Annotated in this window: 16 protein-coding genes; 6 read left to right on the forward strand and 10 right to left on the reverse strand. The window is 68.0% G+C overall.

Annotation, left to right across the window (positions count from 1 at the left end):
- Nucleotides 1-16: 16 nt before the first annotated feature.
- Nucleotides 17-514: a hypothetical protein gene (locus OHB24_RS43050; RefSeq protein ID WP_327636765.1), complete on the forward strand. Its 498-nt coding sequence runs from the start codon at nt 17-19 to the stop codon at nt 512-514.
- Nucleotides 515-570: 56 nt separating this feature from the next.
- Here the strand turns inward: OHB24_RS43050 and OHB24_RS43055 are convergent, their stop codons facing one another.
- The 3 genes from OHB24_RS43055 to pafA all read right to left on the reverse strand — a co-directional run bounded on the left by OHB24_RS43055 (nt 571) and on the right by pafA (nt 4450).
- Nucleotides 571-1533: an FKBP-type peptidyl-prolyl cis-trans isomerase gene (locus OHB24_RS43055; RefSeq protein WP_327636766.1), complete on the reverse strand. Its 963-nt coding sequence runs from the start codon at nt 1531-1533 to the stop codon at nt 571-573.
- Nucleotides 1534-1688: 155 nt separating this feature from the next.
- Nucleotides 1689-2972 carry a GNAT family N-acetyltransferase gene (locus OHB24_RS43060; protein WP_327636767.1) on the reverse strand — a complete coding sequence of 428 codons (1284 nt, stop codon included), beginning with the start codon at nt 2970-2972 and terminating at the stop codon, nt 1689-1691.
- Between the two features lie 116 nt (nt 2973-3088).
- Nucleotides 3089-4450: a Pup--protein ligase gene (pafA, locus tag OHB24_RS43065; protein ID WP_327636768.1), complete on the reverse strand. Its 1362-nt coding sequence runs from the start codon at nt 4448-4450 to the stop codon at nt 3089-3091.
- A gap of 131 nt (nt 4451-4581) precedes the next feature.
- Between pafA and OHB24_RS43070 the strand changes: the two genes are divergently transcribed.
- The 4 genes from OHB24_RS43070 (at nt 4582) to OHB24_RS43085 (ending at nt 8591) form a co-directional block, all read left to right on the forward strand.
- Entirely contained in the window at nt 4582-5496 is a 915-nt protein-coding gene (locus tag OHB24_RS43070; protein ID WP_327636769.1) for a hypothetical protein, read from the forward strand.
- Between the two features lie 93 nt (nt 5497-5589).
- The gene (locus OHB24_RS43075) at nt 5590-6693 is read left to right on the forward strand and encodes an alpha/beta hydrolase (RefSeq protein WP_327636770.1); all 1104 of its coding nucleotides are present in this window, start codon (nt 5590-5592) and stop codon (nt 6691-6693) included.
- Between the two features lie 42 nt (nt 6694-6735).
- Nucleotides 6736-7653, forward strand: a complete 918-nt coding sequence (locus tag OHB24_RS43080; RefSeq protein ID WP_327636771.1) for a hypothetical protein — start codon at nt 6736-6738, stop codon at nt 7651-7653.
- 5 nt (nt 7654-7658) lie between these two features.
- Nucleotides 7659-8591 (forward strand): hypothetical protein, encoded by a 933-nt coding sequence (locus tag OHB24_RS43085; protein ID WP_327636772.1) that lies wholly within the window; start codon nt 7659-7661, stop codon nt 8589-8591.
- A gap of 3 nt (nt 8592-8594) precedes the next feature.
- On the opposite strand, the gene OHB24_RS43090 is transcribed toward OHB24_RS43085, so the two are convergent.
- The 7 genes from OHB24_RS43090 to ald all read right to left on the reverse strand — a co-directional run bounded on the left by OHB24_RS43090 (nt 8595) and on the right by ald (nt 15127).
- On the reverse strand, nt 8595-9329 hold the full coding sequence (locus OHB24_RS43090) for a pseudouridine synthase (protein ID WP_327636773.1): 735 nt from the start codon (nt 9327-9329) through the stop codon (nt 8595-8597).
- Nucleotides 9319-10287 (reverse strand): SMC-Scp complex subunit ScpB, encoded by a 969-nt coding sequence (gene scpB / locus OHB24_RS43095; protein ID WP_327636774.1) that lies wholly within the window; start codon nt 10285-10287, stop codon nt 9319-9321. The genes OHB24_RS43090 and scpB overlap by 11 nt, the downstream gene beginning before the upstream one ends.
- A gap of 191 nt (nt 10288-10478) precedes the next feature.
- Nucleotides 10479-11465 (reverse strand): segregation and condensation protein A, encoded by a 987-nt coding sequence (locus tag OHB24_RS43100; protein WP_327636775.1) that lies wholly within the window; start codon nt 11463-11465, stop codon nt 10479-10481.
- Entirely contained in the window at nt 11462-11716 is a 255-nt protein-coding gene (locus OHB24_RS43105; RefSeq protein ID WP_420323253.1) for a hypothetical protein, read from the reverse strand. The genes OHB24_RS43100 and OHB24_RS43105 overlap by 4 nt, the downstream gene beginning before the upstream one ends.
- 92 nt (nt 11717-11808) lie before the next feature.
- Entirely contained in the window at nt 11809-12879 is a 1071-nt protein-coding gene (locus OHB24_RS43110; RefSeq protein WP_238155595.1) for a ParA family protein, read from the reverse strand.
- A gap of 200 nt (nt 12880-13079) precedes the next feature.
- A complete protein-coding gene (gene xerD, locus OHB24_RS43115) occupies nt 13080-14015 on the reverse strand; it encodes a site-specific tyrosine recombinase XerD (protein WP_327641171.1) in 936 nt (311 codons plus the stop codon).
- Nucleotides 14012-15127, reverse strand: coding sequence for an alanine dehydrogenase (ald, locus tag OHB24_RS43120; protein WP_327636777.1), 1116 nt, complete (start codon nt 15125-15127; stop codon nt 14012-14014). Before ald ends, xerD begins: the two co-directional genes overlap by 4 nt.
- 203 nt (nt 15128-15330) lie before the next feature.
- Between ald and OHB24_RS43125 the strand changes: the two genes are divergently transcribed.
- On the forward strand, nt 15331-16074 hold the full coding sequence (locus tag OHB24_RS43125; protein ID WP_327636778.1) for a phosphotransferase: 744 nt from the start codon (nt 15331-15333) through the stop codon (nt 16072-16074).
- Nucleotides 16075-16092 lie beyond the last annotated feature (18 nt).

The raw sequence follows: 16092 nt of genomic DNA on the forward strand, positions 1-16092 counted from the left end.
CGGCGACAGTGGTGGTATGAACAGCACCAGGCACCGCGATCTCACGATTCACGACGTCGCCCGCCCCCAGCCGCCGCTGGCGGTCCGGGGCGCGACGACCCTGTGGTTCACCGCCGTCGGTGCCGGTGTCGCCGAGTCCGTGCTCGGAGTTGCCGGCGCGATCGCCGACGGCTCGTCCGTCCTCGGCCTGCTCGTCCAGATCGCGTTCCGCGCGATCGTGTACGGCGGCCTGTTCGTCGTCATCGACCGCTACTTCCGCCCCGGTGTCCGCTGGTCCCGCTGGCTGCTCACCGGCCTACTCGGCACTGTCGGCATCGCCTCGCTGGCGGTCGGGCCGGTCGACTGGTTCGTCCGCGACGGAGACTTCGGCGCACTCGACTGGTCCGCGTCCTTCATCGCCTTCGGCGCGATCCGCTGCGTCCACCTCACCGCGGTGATCACAGCGATCGTCCTCAGCTTCCACGCCGACGCCAACCGTTGGTTCAGCGGGCGTCCGGTCCGGCGTACCCGCTGAAAACGCCGAAGGACCGGCCTCCCGAGGTGGGAAGCCGGTCCGTCAGCGGTGCGCTACTACTGGCCGGTCTGCTTCGGGGCCGGGAAGGCGTTCAGGACGTCGATCACGGCGAACGCGTTGACGGCCTTACCGGCCTGGTCCTTGGACGCCGGGAGCTCGACCAGCACGCGGCTGCCGATCGGGATTCCGGCGAAGCCGTCGAGCGGACCTGCCTGGCCGTTGGTCGGACCGACCGGCGGGAGCTGGTCGGTCGGCGCGGCCGGCTGCGCCGGGCTCTGCTGGGTGGCGGGCTGGTCGTCCCAGGTGCTGGCCTGCTTCTTGCCGGTGTAGTCGTAGATGACGAACCGGCCGACCAACTGGTCGCCCTTCTCGATCGGCTTGCCCTTGCCGAGCGCGAACACGACCGGCTTGCCCGGCTTCGCCGGCGGCTTGGTGCCGGCCGGGACCGTCACCTTCGGCGCGGCGTTCAGCGGACCGGAGACCTGGATCTTGGTCGGCGTCGACGGGGTGACCGGGTCGGCGTTCAGCTGGGTGTCGTTGCCGGCCGCGGCGACCAGGTCGACGACGAAGATCAGGGTGTCGTCGCCCTTGATCCCGGCTTCTTCCTTGCCGTCGGTCTTGTAGCCCTTGTCGGACGGGACCGAGAGCAGCACGCGGCTGCCGACCTTCTTGCCGACCAGACCCTCGTCCCAGCCGCCGATGACGCTGCCGACACCGATCGGGAACGACGACGGCGCGCCGCGGTCGTAGGAGTTGTCGAAGACCTTGCCGTCGCGCCAGATCTGGCCGAGGTAGTTCGCGGTGAGCAACTCGCCCTTCTTCACCTCGGGACCGTCGCCCTCCTTGAGGACCTCGGTCACCAGCTGCTTCTCCGGCTCACCTTCTTTGTGGGTGATGGTCGGCTTCTGCCCGAAGTCCGAGGTCACCTTGATACCGCCGGCCCCGAACCCGTTGTCGCCACACGCCACCAGGGACGCCCCCAGCGCCGCGACTACAACGAAACTCAACAACTTGCGCACGAAACCAGCACCTCGAACCATCCCGGCGCGGGTGTGCGCCGATTGCCTCCGGTCAACAACGCGGACCACCCTAGCTTGCGGACTCAACTGGGTGATCGGGCGCGTGCGTCACCGTTGCGTCACACCACGCACAGTCACAGGCACAGTCACAGGGCTCAGAAACCGACGGCGTTGTGCGGCGCGCGATCCGGTCGCAGCAGCGCGTCCAGGCGCGACACCGCGCCGGGTGTGCGCTCCACGATGCGTCCGGCGTACGAGAGCTCGCTTGCGCGGACTCCGCCGAGATACAGCGAGCCCAGCTCGTTCACGCTGAGGCTGAGGTCCGGCTCTGTGTTTACTGCCGTGCAGACGGCTCCGTCCGGTGCTGCGTCCAGCCGCCAACGACCGGCGCCGTACAGGTCGTCGGACACGTCCAGCACGAGTGAATCGCTTGCTGCATAGGTGCGGGCTTCGAGAGCACGCCGTACGTCGAGAACGCGCAGCCAGAGGTTGTCCCGGGTCCGGGTCAGCTTGAGCGCTCGCTGGTTGGTCAGCATCCACCGGAGCGGCTCGTCGACCGGTCGCCTCGCGGCCACGACGTGCTTCGTGAGGTCGAAGTCCAGCAGTAGTCCCCACAACGCACGGTACGCATCCGACGTCAGCGCCTCGAACGCCTCCACCTGCAGTACGCCGGCCCGCTCCGGATCCGGCGACCAGGGCAACCGGAACATCGCGGCGCCGTCGACCGTGCCGGTCGCGTCGCGATGCAGGAGGTGATGCGCCGGCCCGGACCCGTCCGCCGGCAGCCCATCGAGCCCCTCCCACTTCCCCGGCAGCGGGCTGATCTCTCCCACCCGCTCGGCCCGCACCTGCTCGTGCAGCACCGGCCACGCCTTCGCCGCCTCCGCTCCGTCGACCAGGTCGAGTGCACCGGGATCCGTGAACTCGGAGCGGAAGGCGACGTCGGTACGCCCTACCTCCCACCGGTGCTGGAACGTCGCGGGCGAGAACCCGTACCGCCCGTAGATCATGCCCTCGCTGGCGCTCAGCCCGGCCAGGAACTCACCGCGCTCGCGGCAGTCGTCCAGCATCGCCGACATGATCTTCCGCAGCAGACCACGCCGCCGGTACGTCGGCAGCACGGCGGTCGCTGTCACGCCGCCAAGGGCTACCTGTTGTCCGCCCGGGACGGTGACCTGTACTGAGACGGTCGCCGAGGCTCCTGCGATCTTGCCGTCGACGAACGCTGCCTGTGGGCGAAACCAGTCCGTCAGGAGCTCCTCGGCGTACTGCTCCAGCTCCGCCGGTGTCTTCTGGACTTGTGGTGGCCAGGCCGCGCTACCGGCGTACCAGGCCGACGGCTCAGGCTCTTCCTGCGGGAAGCCGTTCACGTACGGCAGGACCCGCAGGTACTCCTTCGTCTCGGCAGGACTGACCGGCGGCCGAACTTCGATCGTCATACGACTGTTCTAGAGCCGGACCAACAGCCCGGCACTTCATTTAGTCGACGACTACATGCTGGCGATGAGTTTTTCGACGCGTTCGTCGTGGGCGCCCGCCCAGCCCTTCTTTTCTTCTACATGCTGGCGATGAGTTTTTCGACGCGTTCGTCGTGGGACTTGAAGGGGTCTTTGCAGAGCACTGTCCGCTGGGCCTGGTCGTTGAGCTTCAGGTGCACCCAGTCGACGGTGAAGTCCCGGCGCCGCTCCTGCGCACGCTTGATGAACTCCCCGCGCAGCCGCGCCCGCGTGGTCTGCGGCGGCACCGACTTGGCCTCGAAGACCCGCAGGTCGTCGACGACGCGGGTGACCGCGCCCCGGCGCTCGAGCAGGTAGTACAACCCGCGTGGCCGGTGGATGTCGTGGTACGCCAGGTCGAGCTGCGCCACCCGTGGGCTGGCCAGACCGAGGTTGTTCTGCGACCGGTACCGCTCGATCAGCCGGTACTTGATCACCCAGTCGATCTCGCGCTCTATCCCGGACAGGTCGCCGGACTCGATCGCCTTCAGGCAGCGCTCCCAGAGGTTCAGCGCGCGCTCGACGGCCGGCGTCCCGAGCTCCCGACGGTCGACGAAGTCGCGCGCCTTGGTCAGGTACTCGCCCTGGATGTCGAGGGCGCTCGCCTCGCGGCCGTTCGCCAGCCGCACCTCGCGACGTCCGGTCATGTCGTGGCTGATCTCGCGGATCGCCCGGATCGGGTTGTCCAGGGTCAGGTCGCGCATCACGATGCCGGCCTCGATCATCCGCAGCACCAGGTCGGTGCTGGCCACCTTGAGCAGCATCGTGGTCTCGGACATGTTCGAGTCGCCGACGATCACGTGCAGCCGCCGGAACCGCTCGGCGTCCGCGTGCGGCTCGTCGCGGGTGTTGATGATCGGCCGGGACCGGGTGGTCGCGCTGGAGACCCCTTCCCAGATGTGCTCGGCGCGCTGCGACACGGAATACACCGCGCCGCGCGGCGTCTGCAGCACCTTGCCGGCGCCGCAGATCAGCTGCCGGGTGACCAGGAACGGGATCAGCACGTCGGCCAGCTTCGCGAAGTCGCCGTGCCGGCTGACCAGGTAGTTCTCGTGGCAGCCGTAGCTGTTGCCTGCCGAGTCGGTGTTGTTCTTGAACAGGTAGACGTCGCCGAAGATGCCTTCGTCGTGCAGCCGCTTCTGCGCGTCCACCAGCAGGCCTTCGAGGATCCGCTCGCCGGCCTTGTCGTGTGCGATCAGGTCGGTGACCGAATCGCACTCCCCGGTCGCGTACTCCGGGTGGGAGCCCACGTCGAGGTAGAGCCGCGCCCCGTTGCGGAGGAAGACGTTGCTGCTCCGCCCCCAGGACACGACCCGCCGAAACAGGTACCGCGCCACCTCGTCCGGGGTCAGTCGCCGCTGCCCGCGGAACGTACAGGTGACGCCGTACTCGTTCTCCAGACCGAAGATTCGCCGGTTCACATCACCCACACTACGGCGCACCTCCGACAACCGGGTGGTGTCTCAGGCGCGCCGTCGTACGGCGTTATCCCTTTGATGCCCGCAACAATGGGCCGTCCGCCCGCATCTGGCCACTGACGAAAGGATTTCAGATGATCAAATACGGGCGAGTCCTCGCCGCCGGGGTCCTGCTCGCAGCCGGGTTCGCGGCTGCACCTGCCAGTGCGGCACCAGCCGCCTCCGCAGCTGCCTGCTCGCTGCGGCTCGGCTCGATCACCCCTGGTGGCGACCACACGCTGCAGACCATCACGGCGACCCCCTCCGCCACTGTCCGGCGTCTGGGCCCGATGAACCTCTACCCGGACGGGCAGGCACATCTGCCCACTTCGGTGCGCACTGAGCTGGTGGTACCGGCCGGCGAGCAGCGCACTGGACTGGTAGCTCTCGGTCCGCGCATGTACGGCACCAGTTACATCACCGATGGCACCGGAGTCTCCGTCGTACCGGGCACTGTCAAGCAGACCTTGGTCGGTGGCGGCTGGGACGAGCTGCACAAGTACGTCGAACTCAGCCGGTACTCCGTGGCGGGCTACAGCCGGTCGAACGTCTACTCGCTGATCAACCAGTTCACCGACGGCCTGATCGCTCGCTGGACGGTCACCCCGAGCGGCTGGAAGTACTACACCACCTTCGGCGGCTTCAGCTCGGTGAAGACGATGACGCTGATCGGACAGGGCCGTGCGTACGACACGTTCCTGGCGACGACGAACGGTGGCGCGCTCTACACCGTTCAGGTGCCCACGGGCTCCGGCAAGCCGGTGGTGACGAAGATCCGCACCTCGACCTGGCAGGGCTTCGAGACGCTCATCGCCGAGAAGTGCGGCAACTACGGCACCCTGCTGCTCGGCATCGACAAGGACACCGGCACGGGCTACCTGTACGCCGTCAGCCACGCCAACGGCGCCGCAACGGTCATCAAGGGCCTCGGCAAGGTCCCGACCACCTTCCCGTCCGAGGACTCGTACTTCCGCTACTACACGGCCGGCACCCAGCTGACCGGCGCCTGACCGCCACAGCATCTCCACCCGGAGCTGTAAGTCCGGGTGGAGATGCTCGTGGTTCGGCCGACCCGCGGTGTGCAGCGTGCCAGCGTCGTCGACATGAGACGACGAACCTTCCTCACCGCCACCGCCGCCTCCGCTCTGACAAGTGCTCTCCCACTCTCAGCGTCTGCGGCCACCGACCTGACACTCCGTCTGCCTGCTCCCACCGGCCGCTGGCCTGTCGGTACGACGACCCGCGCACTGGTCGACTCTCAGCGTCTCGACCCCTGGAACGGCGCACCCACCCGTGAGATCGCGTTAACGGTCTTCTACCCCGCCACCGTCGTACGCGGGCACCAGCGCGCTCCACACCTCGCACCGGCCGCAGCCGAGGTCTTCAAGGGTCTCGATGCCGGCGTGCTCCATCCGGAGCTCCCGACCAGTGGCGTGAACTGGGCCGCCACCCTGACGCACTCGTACGTCGACGCACCGCCACTGCCCGGACGACGCCCCACCCTGCTCTACAGCCCAGGTGGCGCAGACCCGCGGACCATCGGCACCTCCGTGGCGGAGGAGCTGGCCAGCCACGGGTACGTCGTACTCACGCTGGACCACCCCGGTGAGGCGAGTGAGGTGGTGTTCCCGGACGGGCGCCTACGGACCATCGAGATCGGGCCGGACGTGCAGACGGACCCGGTGCGGTCGCGGCTGATGATGGACACGCGGTTCGGCGACCTGCGGTTCGTGCTCGACCACCTGCCGGATCTGCACCAGTCGATCGACCTGCGTCGTGTTGGTGTCTACGGGCACTCAGCTGGTGGTGCGACCGCCGCAGTGTCGCTGGAGCACCCACAGGTCCGCGCAGCCGCCAATCTGGAGGGCTATCTGGACACGCTGGACGGTGAGCTCTATCCGATCGCTCAACACGGCACTCGCAGGCCGCTGCTGCTCGCTGGGACAGACGGGTTCCGGGACGAGCGTTTCGACCGCACCTGGTCGGCTGTGCTCTCACACGGCGGTCCGGTACGGCGGGTGCAGTTGTCCGAAGCCAACCACTGGATCTGGACGGACTACGCCGCGTTCGCACCACAGCTGCAGTCCGCCCGCCTGATGACGGCTGCCGCGCGGGCCAAGCTGGTCGGTGCGTCGCACTGCGGCGTACCCGTCGTACGGCGACTGGTCCGCGAGTTCTTCGATCGATCCCTAACCTTTTCGGGATAGTCGGCATCGAGGTGGATGACACGACTCCTCGAAGGGGGCTGCATGACCAGATGGCGGATCGCCGCGGGTGCGCTGGGCGCGGCGATGACGGCAGCGGCGCTGGTGCCGGCACCGGTGCAGGCTGCGGGCGGGCAGGCGAGCGCGGCCTGTTCGATGACGCTGGGCACGGTGACCGTGCAGGGCGATCACAAGTTCCAGCGGATCACCGCGACCGCGCCCGTGACGGCTTCACCGCCGAGCGTCGGGCCGAAGGCGTTGTTCCCCGTGGACCAGGTGCGGCTCGCGACCTCGGTCGGCTGGGAGCCGGATCCGCCGGCCGCCATGCTGGATCGGGGGTACGTGGTGATGGGGACGGACCTCTACCGGTTCAGCTACGCCACGGCCAACGGTCAACTCGACCCTGACTCGGTCCAGAAGGCCAAGGTGGGCGGTGGCTGGATCCACCAGACCTACCTGGAGCAGTCGACGTACTTCGGGCCCAAGCCGCGTACCAACACCTACGCGTTGCAGGGCGACGTCGTCACGCGCTGGACCGTGGAGGGGTCCGTCTGGCGCAGCAAAGCGACGTACACCGGGTTCTCGGCAGTGAAGACGATGACTCTGATCAGTCAGACCGCGACGTACGACACCTTCCTCGCCAACACCCGTGGTGGGGCGCTGTACACGATCCGCATCCCTGTGGGCGGCAAGCCCGTGGTGAAGAAGGTGCGCGCGTCGACGTGGCAGGGGTTCGAGACGCTCATCGCCGAGAAGTGCGGCAACCAGAGCACGCTGCTGCTGGCCATCGACAAGGACACGCGGCGCGGCTATCTGTACGCCGTCGGCCACGCCAACGGCACCGCAACGGTCATCAAGGGCCTGGGCCAGGTGGGCGACCAGCTCGCCGCGCCTGAGGACAAGACCTACTTCCGGCACTACCCCGGCAGCTCAGAAGCCAACGTCCAACTGTACGGAGAGTGAGCGAGATGAGAAGGAAGCGTGCTGCGGGGTTGCTGGGGCTGGCGATGGCAGCCGGGGCACTGGTTCAGGCAGCTCCGGCAACAGCAGCTACCACCGACACAGCGGAGGTGCCGTTCTGTCAGATGGCGCTGGGATCGACCACCAGCGGAGGGGACCTCATCCTGCGGGGCCTGTACGGAGTGACCCCGCCGGGCGCCAGCCCGAGCAGCTGGGGCGGCAAGGACCTGCTGCCGGACAACCAGCTCCGAGTGGCCAGTGGAATCGGCACACAGACGAACGCCGAGCGGACGGGTGAGAGCCGGCGGCAGTACGTCGTCCTCGGGTCCACCCTGAACCTGCTGACCTACACCGTGAACGGGTTCGCCGGCGAGGTCGATCCGGCGACCGTGAAGCGGTTCCCGATCGGCGGCGGCTGGGGCGATGTCCGCTATCTGGAGAGCTCCCGGTTCAATCGCGACACCACACTGATCCGCCAGAACATGTACGCCGTCCTCGGCGACAACATCGTGCGCTGGAACATCGGCGAGGGTACGTCGTTCTCCCGGAAGACGACGTACGCCGGATACAGCGCGGTCAAGACGATGACGCTGATCAGCCAGACCGCGACGTACGACACGTTCCTCGCCAACACGCGCGCCGGAGCGCTCTACACGATCCGGATCCCGCTCACGGGTCAGCCGGTGGTGAAGGTCGTGCGGCGCTCCACCTGGCAAGGGTTCGAGGCGCTGGTCGCGGACGGCATCACCTGCGGCAACAAGACAATCGTGCTGGGCGTCGACAAGGAGACCGGTACGCCGTACCTGTACGAGTTCGGGCACGCCAACGGCACGGCGACCGTGATCAAGGCGCTCGGCAAGGTACCGCGCACGTTCAACGAGGCGGCGTACTCCCGGCGCTTCGAAGACAACCAGGAATACGAGCAGCTGTTCGGCGAGTAGGCCTCAGAGATCGACGAGGTCCAGGAGTTGGCCCAGTTCGGGTGGGTCGAGTTCGCGGAGTTCGCCGGTGTGGAGGTTGCCTCGGCGGACCGGGCCGATCGCGGTACGCGTCAGCCGCTTCACCGGGTGACCTACCGCGTCGAACATCCGGCGGACGATCCGGTTGCGGCCCTCGTGGAGCGACATCTCCACGAGGGTGCGGCCGGGCACCGTGGAGATGATCTTCACCGTGTCCGCGCGGGCCGGGCCGTCGTCGAGCTCGACACCGTCCAGGAGCGCGCGCAGTACCACCGGTTTGACGTTGCCCTCGACCTCGGCGACGTACGTCTTGGAGACCTCGTACGACGGGTGCGCCAGGCGATGCGCGAACTCGCCGTGGTTCGTGAGCAGCAGCAGACCCTCGGTGTCGGTGTCGAGCCGGCCGATGTGGAACAGCCGCTCGGGCCGGTCCTCCACGAAGTCGGCGATACACGGGCGGCCCTGCGGGTCGGACATCGTGGTCACGACGCCGCGGGGCTTGTTCAGGACGAGGTACACGTTCGCACTCACCGGCGGAATCCGCGCACCGTCGACCCGGATGACCGCCGTCTCGGGATCCACCCGGACCCCGAACTCCGTCACCACCCGCCCGTCGACCTCGACCCGCCCCTCCTCGATCAGAATCTCCGAACTCCGCCGAGAGGCAACCCCCGCCCGAGCCAAAACCTTCTGCAACCGAACTCCACCGTCATCCCCCATCCCGCACCCCCGCCTCCACACCAAACTCGCCGTCAGCCACCTCAGCCGACCCGTCCTCCGAGTCCTCCGCAGACCAATCCGACGCCTCACCCGCGGCGTCCGCGTCTACTTCATCCTCTGCGTCCGCGTCCTCGGTGTCCTCGGTGAAGGTGCTGTCGGTCGCACCTGCAGCCGGGGCTTCGCTCACCTCGACCTCACCCACCTCCGCGCCTTCCGCGTACACCTCGTCGGACGGGTCGTCTGTCTCGGTGGAGGTGGTGTCGGGTGCGGGGGGTGTGGCGTCGTCCGAAACTTCCGCCGCGTCTGGGGGAGCTGGTGGGAGGGTTTGGGCGGCTAGTTCTTCCTCGATGTCGTCCATGTCGGGGAGGTACGGCGCCAACTCGGGCAGATCGTCCAGGGACTGCATGCCCATGCGTTCCAGGAAGTACGTCGTCGTGCGGTACAGGGTCGCCTGCGACTCGGTGTCCGAGCCGGCTTCCTCGACCAGACCGCGGGCGACGAGCGTACGCATCACGCCGTCCACGTTCACCCCACGGATGGCGGAGACGCGAGCCCGGCTGACCGGTTGCTTGTAGGCGACCACGGAGAGGGTTTCGAGCGCGGCCTGCGTGAGGCGAGCCTGCTGACCGTCGAGGACGAAGCGTTCGACGTACGGCGCGGCCTCGACGCGGGTGTAGTACCGCCAGCCGCCGCCCACTTCACGCAGGTCGAATCCACGCCCCTGCTCGGTGTACTCCGCCGCCAACTCCTCGAGCGCCGTACCCACATCACCCGTCGGCCGACCGACCGCACGAGCCATCGTCAGCACCGGCAACGGCTCGTCCGTCACCATCAGGATCGCCTCGAGCGCCCGCCGCATCGTCTCGTCGTCAACAACAACCTCATCCCCCACCGGCACCGAAGTCTGCCCCGGCGGCAAATGCTCCTCATCCGCCTCGTCGGTCACCTCGTCCGTCATGTCGGGTTGGGGAGGATTACCTACCGATTCGGGTGCAAAATCCTCCCCACCCTCCTCGCCAGACCCTGCCGACTCCTCCACGGTGTCGGGGGTGGTGGTCGCGTCGGAGGTGGGTGTCGGGTCCTCCGAGGTGGGCGGCCGGTCCTCGGTGGAGGTGGTGTCCTCCGGGGTGGGGGGCTCGTGGGAGTTGGTCACTGGTTTGCCGTCTCGGATTCGTCTGGGGCGGGCTGGTGGATGTCGGATTCGTCGGTGAGGATCTCACCGGGTTCGAGGAAATGCGTCTCGTCGTCGACGACCGGCGCCTCGCCCGATTCGTCGGCGGGTTTCTGTTCCTCGTCGAACTCGTCGCTGACCGCGATCTCGCCTTCGTCGGTGCCGGTCCACCGGATCGTCAGCTCCCCCAACGGCGTCACCTGATCGAACGTGACAGCCGCCTCCCGGAACAGCTCCAGCAACGCCAAGAACCGGCACACCGTAGTGACCGTGTCCGGCGAATCAGCCACCAGCGACCGGAACGTGGTGCTCCGCTGCCGCCGCAGCCGGTCGATGATCACCTCCGCCTGCTCCCGCACAGTGACGGCCGGCGCGTGCAGGTGCGCGAGCGAAACCCCTGGAGGTACGTCGTCCTTGGGCGCCATCGCCTTCGCAGCCAGCGCCGCCAACCCGGCCGGATCAAGCCCGAGCAACACCTCAGGCAGCAACTCCGCGAACCGCGGCTCCACCCCCACAGCTCGCGGGAACCGACGCGACTCGACCGCCATCCGCTCCTGCACCAGCGCCGCGATCTGCTTGAACGCCCGGTACTGCAGCAGCCGCGCGAACAGCAGATCCCGAGCCTCGAGCAGCGCGAGATCCTCGTCGTCCTCGACCTCGCCCTTCGGCAGCAACCGCGCGGCCTTCAGGTCCAGGAGCGTCGCCGCGATCAGCAGGAACTCCGAGGTCTGGTCGAGGTCCCACTCCGACCCCAGCGCCTTGATATGCGCGATGAAGTCGTCGGTGATCACCGACAGCGCGATCTCGGTGATGTCCAGCTTGTGCTTCGAGATCAGCTGCAGGAGCAGGTCGAACGGCCCCTCGAAGTTCACCAGGTGAACACTGAATCCCTTGCCCTCGGCAACAGCCGGAGCAGCGTCGGTTCCGAGGTCCAACGGTAACGAGTCCGAGGAGGACACGGTCACTCCGACGCCTTCAGCCGCCGTACCAGCACCGAGTCCGGCCCGTGGTCGACGAAGTCGGCGAGCAGGACGTCGATCGCCTCGCGGACGATCCGGCCGCGATCGGCCGTCAGGCCGTGCTCCGCGCGTAGCGCGAGTCTGGTCTGTTCCAGGCCGAGCAGCTCCTCCTCCGTCACGTACACGGTGATCTTCGTGTCGTGCCGGATTCGACCACTCGACTTCCGGTCGTCGACGACCGCGGTACTGGACCGCACAGTCGATGACGGTCCGTCGGTGGTGGTGCGCTTCTCGGGTCTGGTCTGCTTCGGTGCCGCACCCCCGAAGAGTTCACTGGCACCTGGCAGGCTCACCCGGCGGGACAACGCGCCAGCACCTCCTTGGCAAGGTCGCGGTACTGCGTAGCCGCTTGGGACGAGGGCGCGTACGTCGTGATCGGTTCGCCGACGACCGTGGTCTCGGGGAACTTGACGGTACGCCGGATGACGGTGTGGAAGACGCGCTCGTCGAAGGCCTGGACCACCCGGTCGAGGACCTCCCGGGCGTGCGTCGTCCGCCCGTCGAACATGGTGCCGAGGATCCCGACGATCTCCAGCTTGGGGTTCAGCCGGTCCTGCACCTTGGCGATCGTGTCGGTGAGCATCGCCAGGCCGCGGAGCGCGAAGAACTCGCACTCGAGCGGTACGACGATGCCGTTCGACGCGGTCAGTGCGTTCACGGTGAGCAGCCCGAGCGACGGGGCGCAGTCGATCAGGATCACGTCGTACAGCGGGATGATCGGGTCCAGCACCCGCTGCAGCGTGTACTCGCGGGCGACCTCCTGGACCAGCTGGACCTCGGCCGCGGACAGGTCGATGTTGGCCGGCATCAGGTCGAGGTTCTCCACCCGGGTCGGCTGGATCACCTCGTCCGGGGTGATGTCGCGCTGCATCAGCAGGTTGTAGACCGACAGCTCGAGGTCGTGCGGCTGGACGCCCAGGCCGATCGAGGCGGACCCCTGCGGGTCGAAGTCGATCAGCAGCACCTTGCGACCGGTCTCGGCGATCGCCGCGCCGAGGTTGATCGTGGTGGTGGTCTTGCCGACGCCGCCCTTCTGGTTGCACATCGCGATGACCTGCGCCGGGCCGGTCTTGGTCGGCGGCTGCGGCACCGGCAGGTCCGGCTGCGGCCGGCCGGTCGGGCCGATCTTGTGACGCGGACCGTTCGGGTCGTTCACGGGTGCCAGGTCCTCCGCGGTGAGCTTGGCCGTCGGCTTCGGCATCTCCGCATAGTTGTCGGGCAGGCCCCGCGGCGCCGTGGGCGCCGGCCGCGGCGGGCTGCTGGGTGGGGTCGTCGGTGGCATGCTGATCGGCTGGGCCGGCTCCGGTACCGGAAGGTGGCCCATCACGTGTTCGGTGCCCGGGAATGTCGACTCGTTCATGACTCGTCAAACCTTTCAACCGATACGGGCGATCCCAGCGACTGTAAGCGTGCATTCAAGCACTCTCAACCAGCCACTCCGCACCGGGGTGGGGCTGTTTGTCGACAAAGCTCCGAACTCGGCCGATCACCCTCCCCGGATCACCGGCCGTGACGAGATGATCGCACACCGTCCGCGCATTCGACCCACCGGGGTAGCCCTCAGGAGGAGAGCGCCCGCGGGTGTGAGGTGGCGTAGACCTCGCGCAGCTTGTCGACCGTCACCAGCGTGTAGACCTGTGTCGTCGTCACGGACGCATGTCCCAGCAACTCCTGGACCACACGTACGTCGGCCCCGCCGTCGAGCAGATGTGTCGCGTACGAGTGCCGCAGCGTATGCGGGGAGATCTCCTTCGAGATCCCGGCCCGCTGGGCAGCACGACGCAGTACCGTCCAAGCGCTCTGCCGGGACAGGCGTCCGCCGCGGGCGTTCAGGAAGAGCGCAGGGGTGCCGCGACCGCGTGACACCAGCTCGGGGCGCCCACGGACCAGGTACGCCGACAGCGCTTCACGGGCGTAGGTGCCGACAGGTACTACCCGCTCCTTGCTGCCCTTACCGCGCAGCAGTACGGCGTTGGAGTCCAGGTCGATGTCGTCGACGTCCAGCCCGACTGCCTCCGAGATACGGGCGCCTGTGCCGTACAGGAACTCCAGCAACGCCGCATCGCGCGTTGCCAGCACAGCAGGTTCCGCCTCGGCGCCAGCGGCCGCTGAGAGGATCCTGGTCACCTCGTCGACAGACAGGGCCTTCGGCAGTCGCTGCGGCGGCGCAGGTGGCTTCACAGCCGCCGCAGGGTCCACTGCGGTCAGCCCCTCGCGCACACAGAACTTGTGGAAGCCACGGACCGCCACCACGGTCCGCCCCGCACTGGACGCGGTCAGTGGCGGGTGGTCGGCGTCGCCCTCGCGCAGCCGCATCAGGAAGTCGCCGACCACGGCCTCCGTGATCCGGCCGAGGTCGTCGATCTCCGTGGCCGCGAGGTAGCCGCCGTACCGGCGCAGGTCACGCCGGTACGACGCCAACGTGTTGGCGGCCAGGCCGCGTTCGACCGTGAGGTGGTCGAGGTACGCGCTGACCGCACGTGCGATGTTGCTCAGACCAGCACCTCGTCGAGCTTCAGCTGCGACAAGTCGTGTGCCTCCGCGACCGGACCGTAGGTGACCTGCCCGTCGAACGTGTTCAGGCCGAGCGCCAGGCTGTGGTCCGACTTCAGCGCCTCCCGCCACCCGAGGTTCGCCAGCTCGATCGCGTACGGCAGCGTCACGTTGGTGAGCGCGTACGTCGACGTGTTCGGCACCGCACCGGGCATGTTGGCGACGCAGTAGAACAACGAGTTGTGGATGGGGTAGACCGGGTCGGCGTGCGTGGTCGGACGCGAGTCCTCGAAGCAGCCGCCCTGGTCGATCGCGATGTCGACGAGCACGCTGCCCGGCTTCATCCGGCTGACCATGTCGTTGGTGACCAGCTTCGGCGCCTTCGCACCGACGACCAGCACCGCGCCGATGACCAGGTCGGCCTCGAGGACGGCCTTCTCGATCTCGAACGCGTTCGACGCGATCGTCAGCAGGTGGCCCTGGTAGATCTGGTCGGCCTGCCGCAGCCGTGCGATGTTGCGGTCGAACAGCTGCACCTGTGCCTGCATGCCGAGCGCGATCGCGGCCGCGTTCATCCCGGAGACACCGGCACCGAGGATGACCACGCGGGCCGGGTGTACGCCGGACACGCCGCCGAGCAGCACGCCACGGCCGCCGCCCTGCGCCATCAGGTGGTACGCACCGGACTGCGGCGCGAGCCGGCCGGCAACCTCGCTCATCGGCGCCAGCAACGGCAGCGTGCCGTCCGGAAGCTGGACCGTCTCGTACGCGATACCGGTGATGCCGGCCTTGAGCAACGCGTCGGTCGTGTCCTGGCTGGCGGCAAGGTGCAGGTACGTGAACAGCACCTGGTCCTTGCGCATCCGGTGGTACTCCTCCGCCACCGGCTCCTTGACCTTGAGCACCAGCTCCGCGTCGGCCCAGACATCGTCCGCCTCCGGCACGATCCGCGCCCCGGCCGCGACGAACTCGGCGTCCGGGATCAGCGAACCGGCGCCCGCCCCCTGCTCGATCAGAACCTCGTGCCCGCTGCGCACGAACTCGTGCACACCGGACGGGGTGATCGCCACCCGGTACTCGTGGTTCTTGACTTCTTTCGGTACTCCGACCTTCACAACTCGCCCTTCTTTCACGCTCCAGGTGTGCGGCCCACGTCGTTGTGTCCGCGGCCCGGCGGTTGAGGGGAGTGCCGCTAGGTCGCTGCCGAGTGTAAGCCCGCGGGGTTCATACCAGCCGACCGGATGGTCTGATCGTCACGCGACACTCTGCGAGTACCCCGGCATTAATCCAATGGAAGCATTACGGCAAAAATGTCGGCATGCAGGACGAGGTCGAACTACCGGGCGGAAACGTCGGCGGAGCAGTCCGGATCGGCGACACGGTACGCCGCGCGACCGGGCCGTGGACGCCCGCGATTCATGCACTGCTCAACTACTTGGCCGACGCCGGGCTGCCCGGCGTACCGCGGGTGCACGGGTACGACGAACGCGGACGGGAGGTTCTCGATTACCTTCCGGGTACGGCGTACACCCCGGACGTGCCGGACGACGTGCTGGCGGACGCGATGCGCTGGCTCGCGCGGTATCACCAGGTCGTTGCCTCGTACCGCCCATCCGGTGTGATCACGTGGCGAGCAGGCCAGGCCGAACTCGCTGCGGACCAGATCATCTGCATGCACGATTACGGGTACTACAACTGGATCGGCACCACGGACGGCTTCAGCGGCGTCATCGACTGGGACCTCGCCGGCCCCGGCGTACCACTCGACGACATCGCGTTCACCGCGTGGAACACCGCCCCGCTGGCGATCCCGATGGACCCGGCGTACCAGGCCGCGCGGATCCGGTTGATGAGCGAGGCGTACGGCGGAGTGTTCACGCCGCTCGAGCTGCTCGAGGCCGCGCCGCTCCTCGCGCAACGGTCCGCCCGGGTGATCCGCGAGGGCCAGGTCGCGGGTGATCCGGGCATGCTCAACCTCCTGCGGGTCGGCGAACCGGAGCGTAGCGAACGGCGGCTGGCTGACCTTCGCGACCGGATTCCGGAGATCGCTGCGCACCTCTGAGTCCGGCTGACGTGGCAA

Origin of the sequence: Kribbella sp. NBC_00482, from assembly GCF_036013725.1 — a bacterium.
Taxonomy (GTDB): Bacteria; Actinomycetota; Actinomycetes; order Propionibacteriales; family Kribbellaceae; genus Kribbella.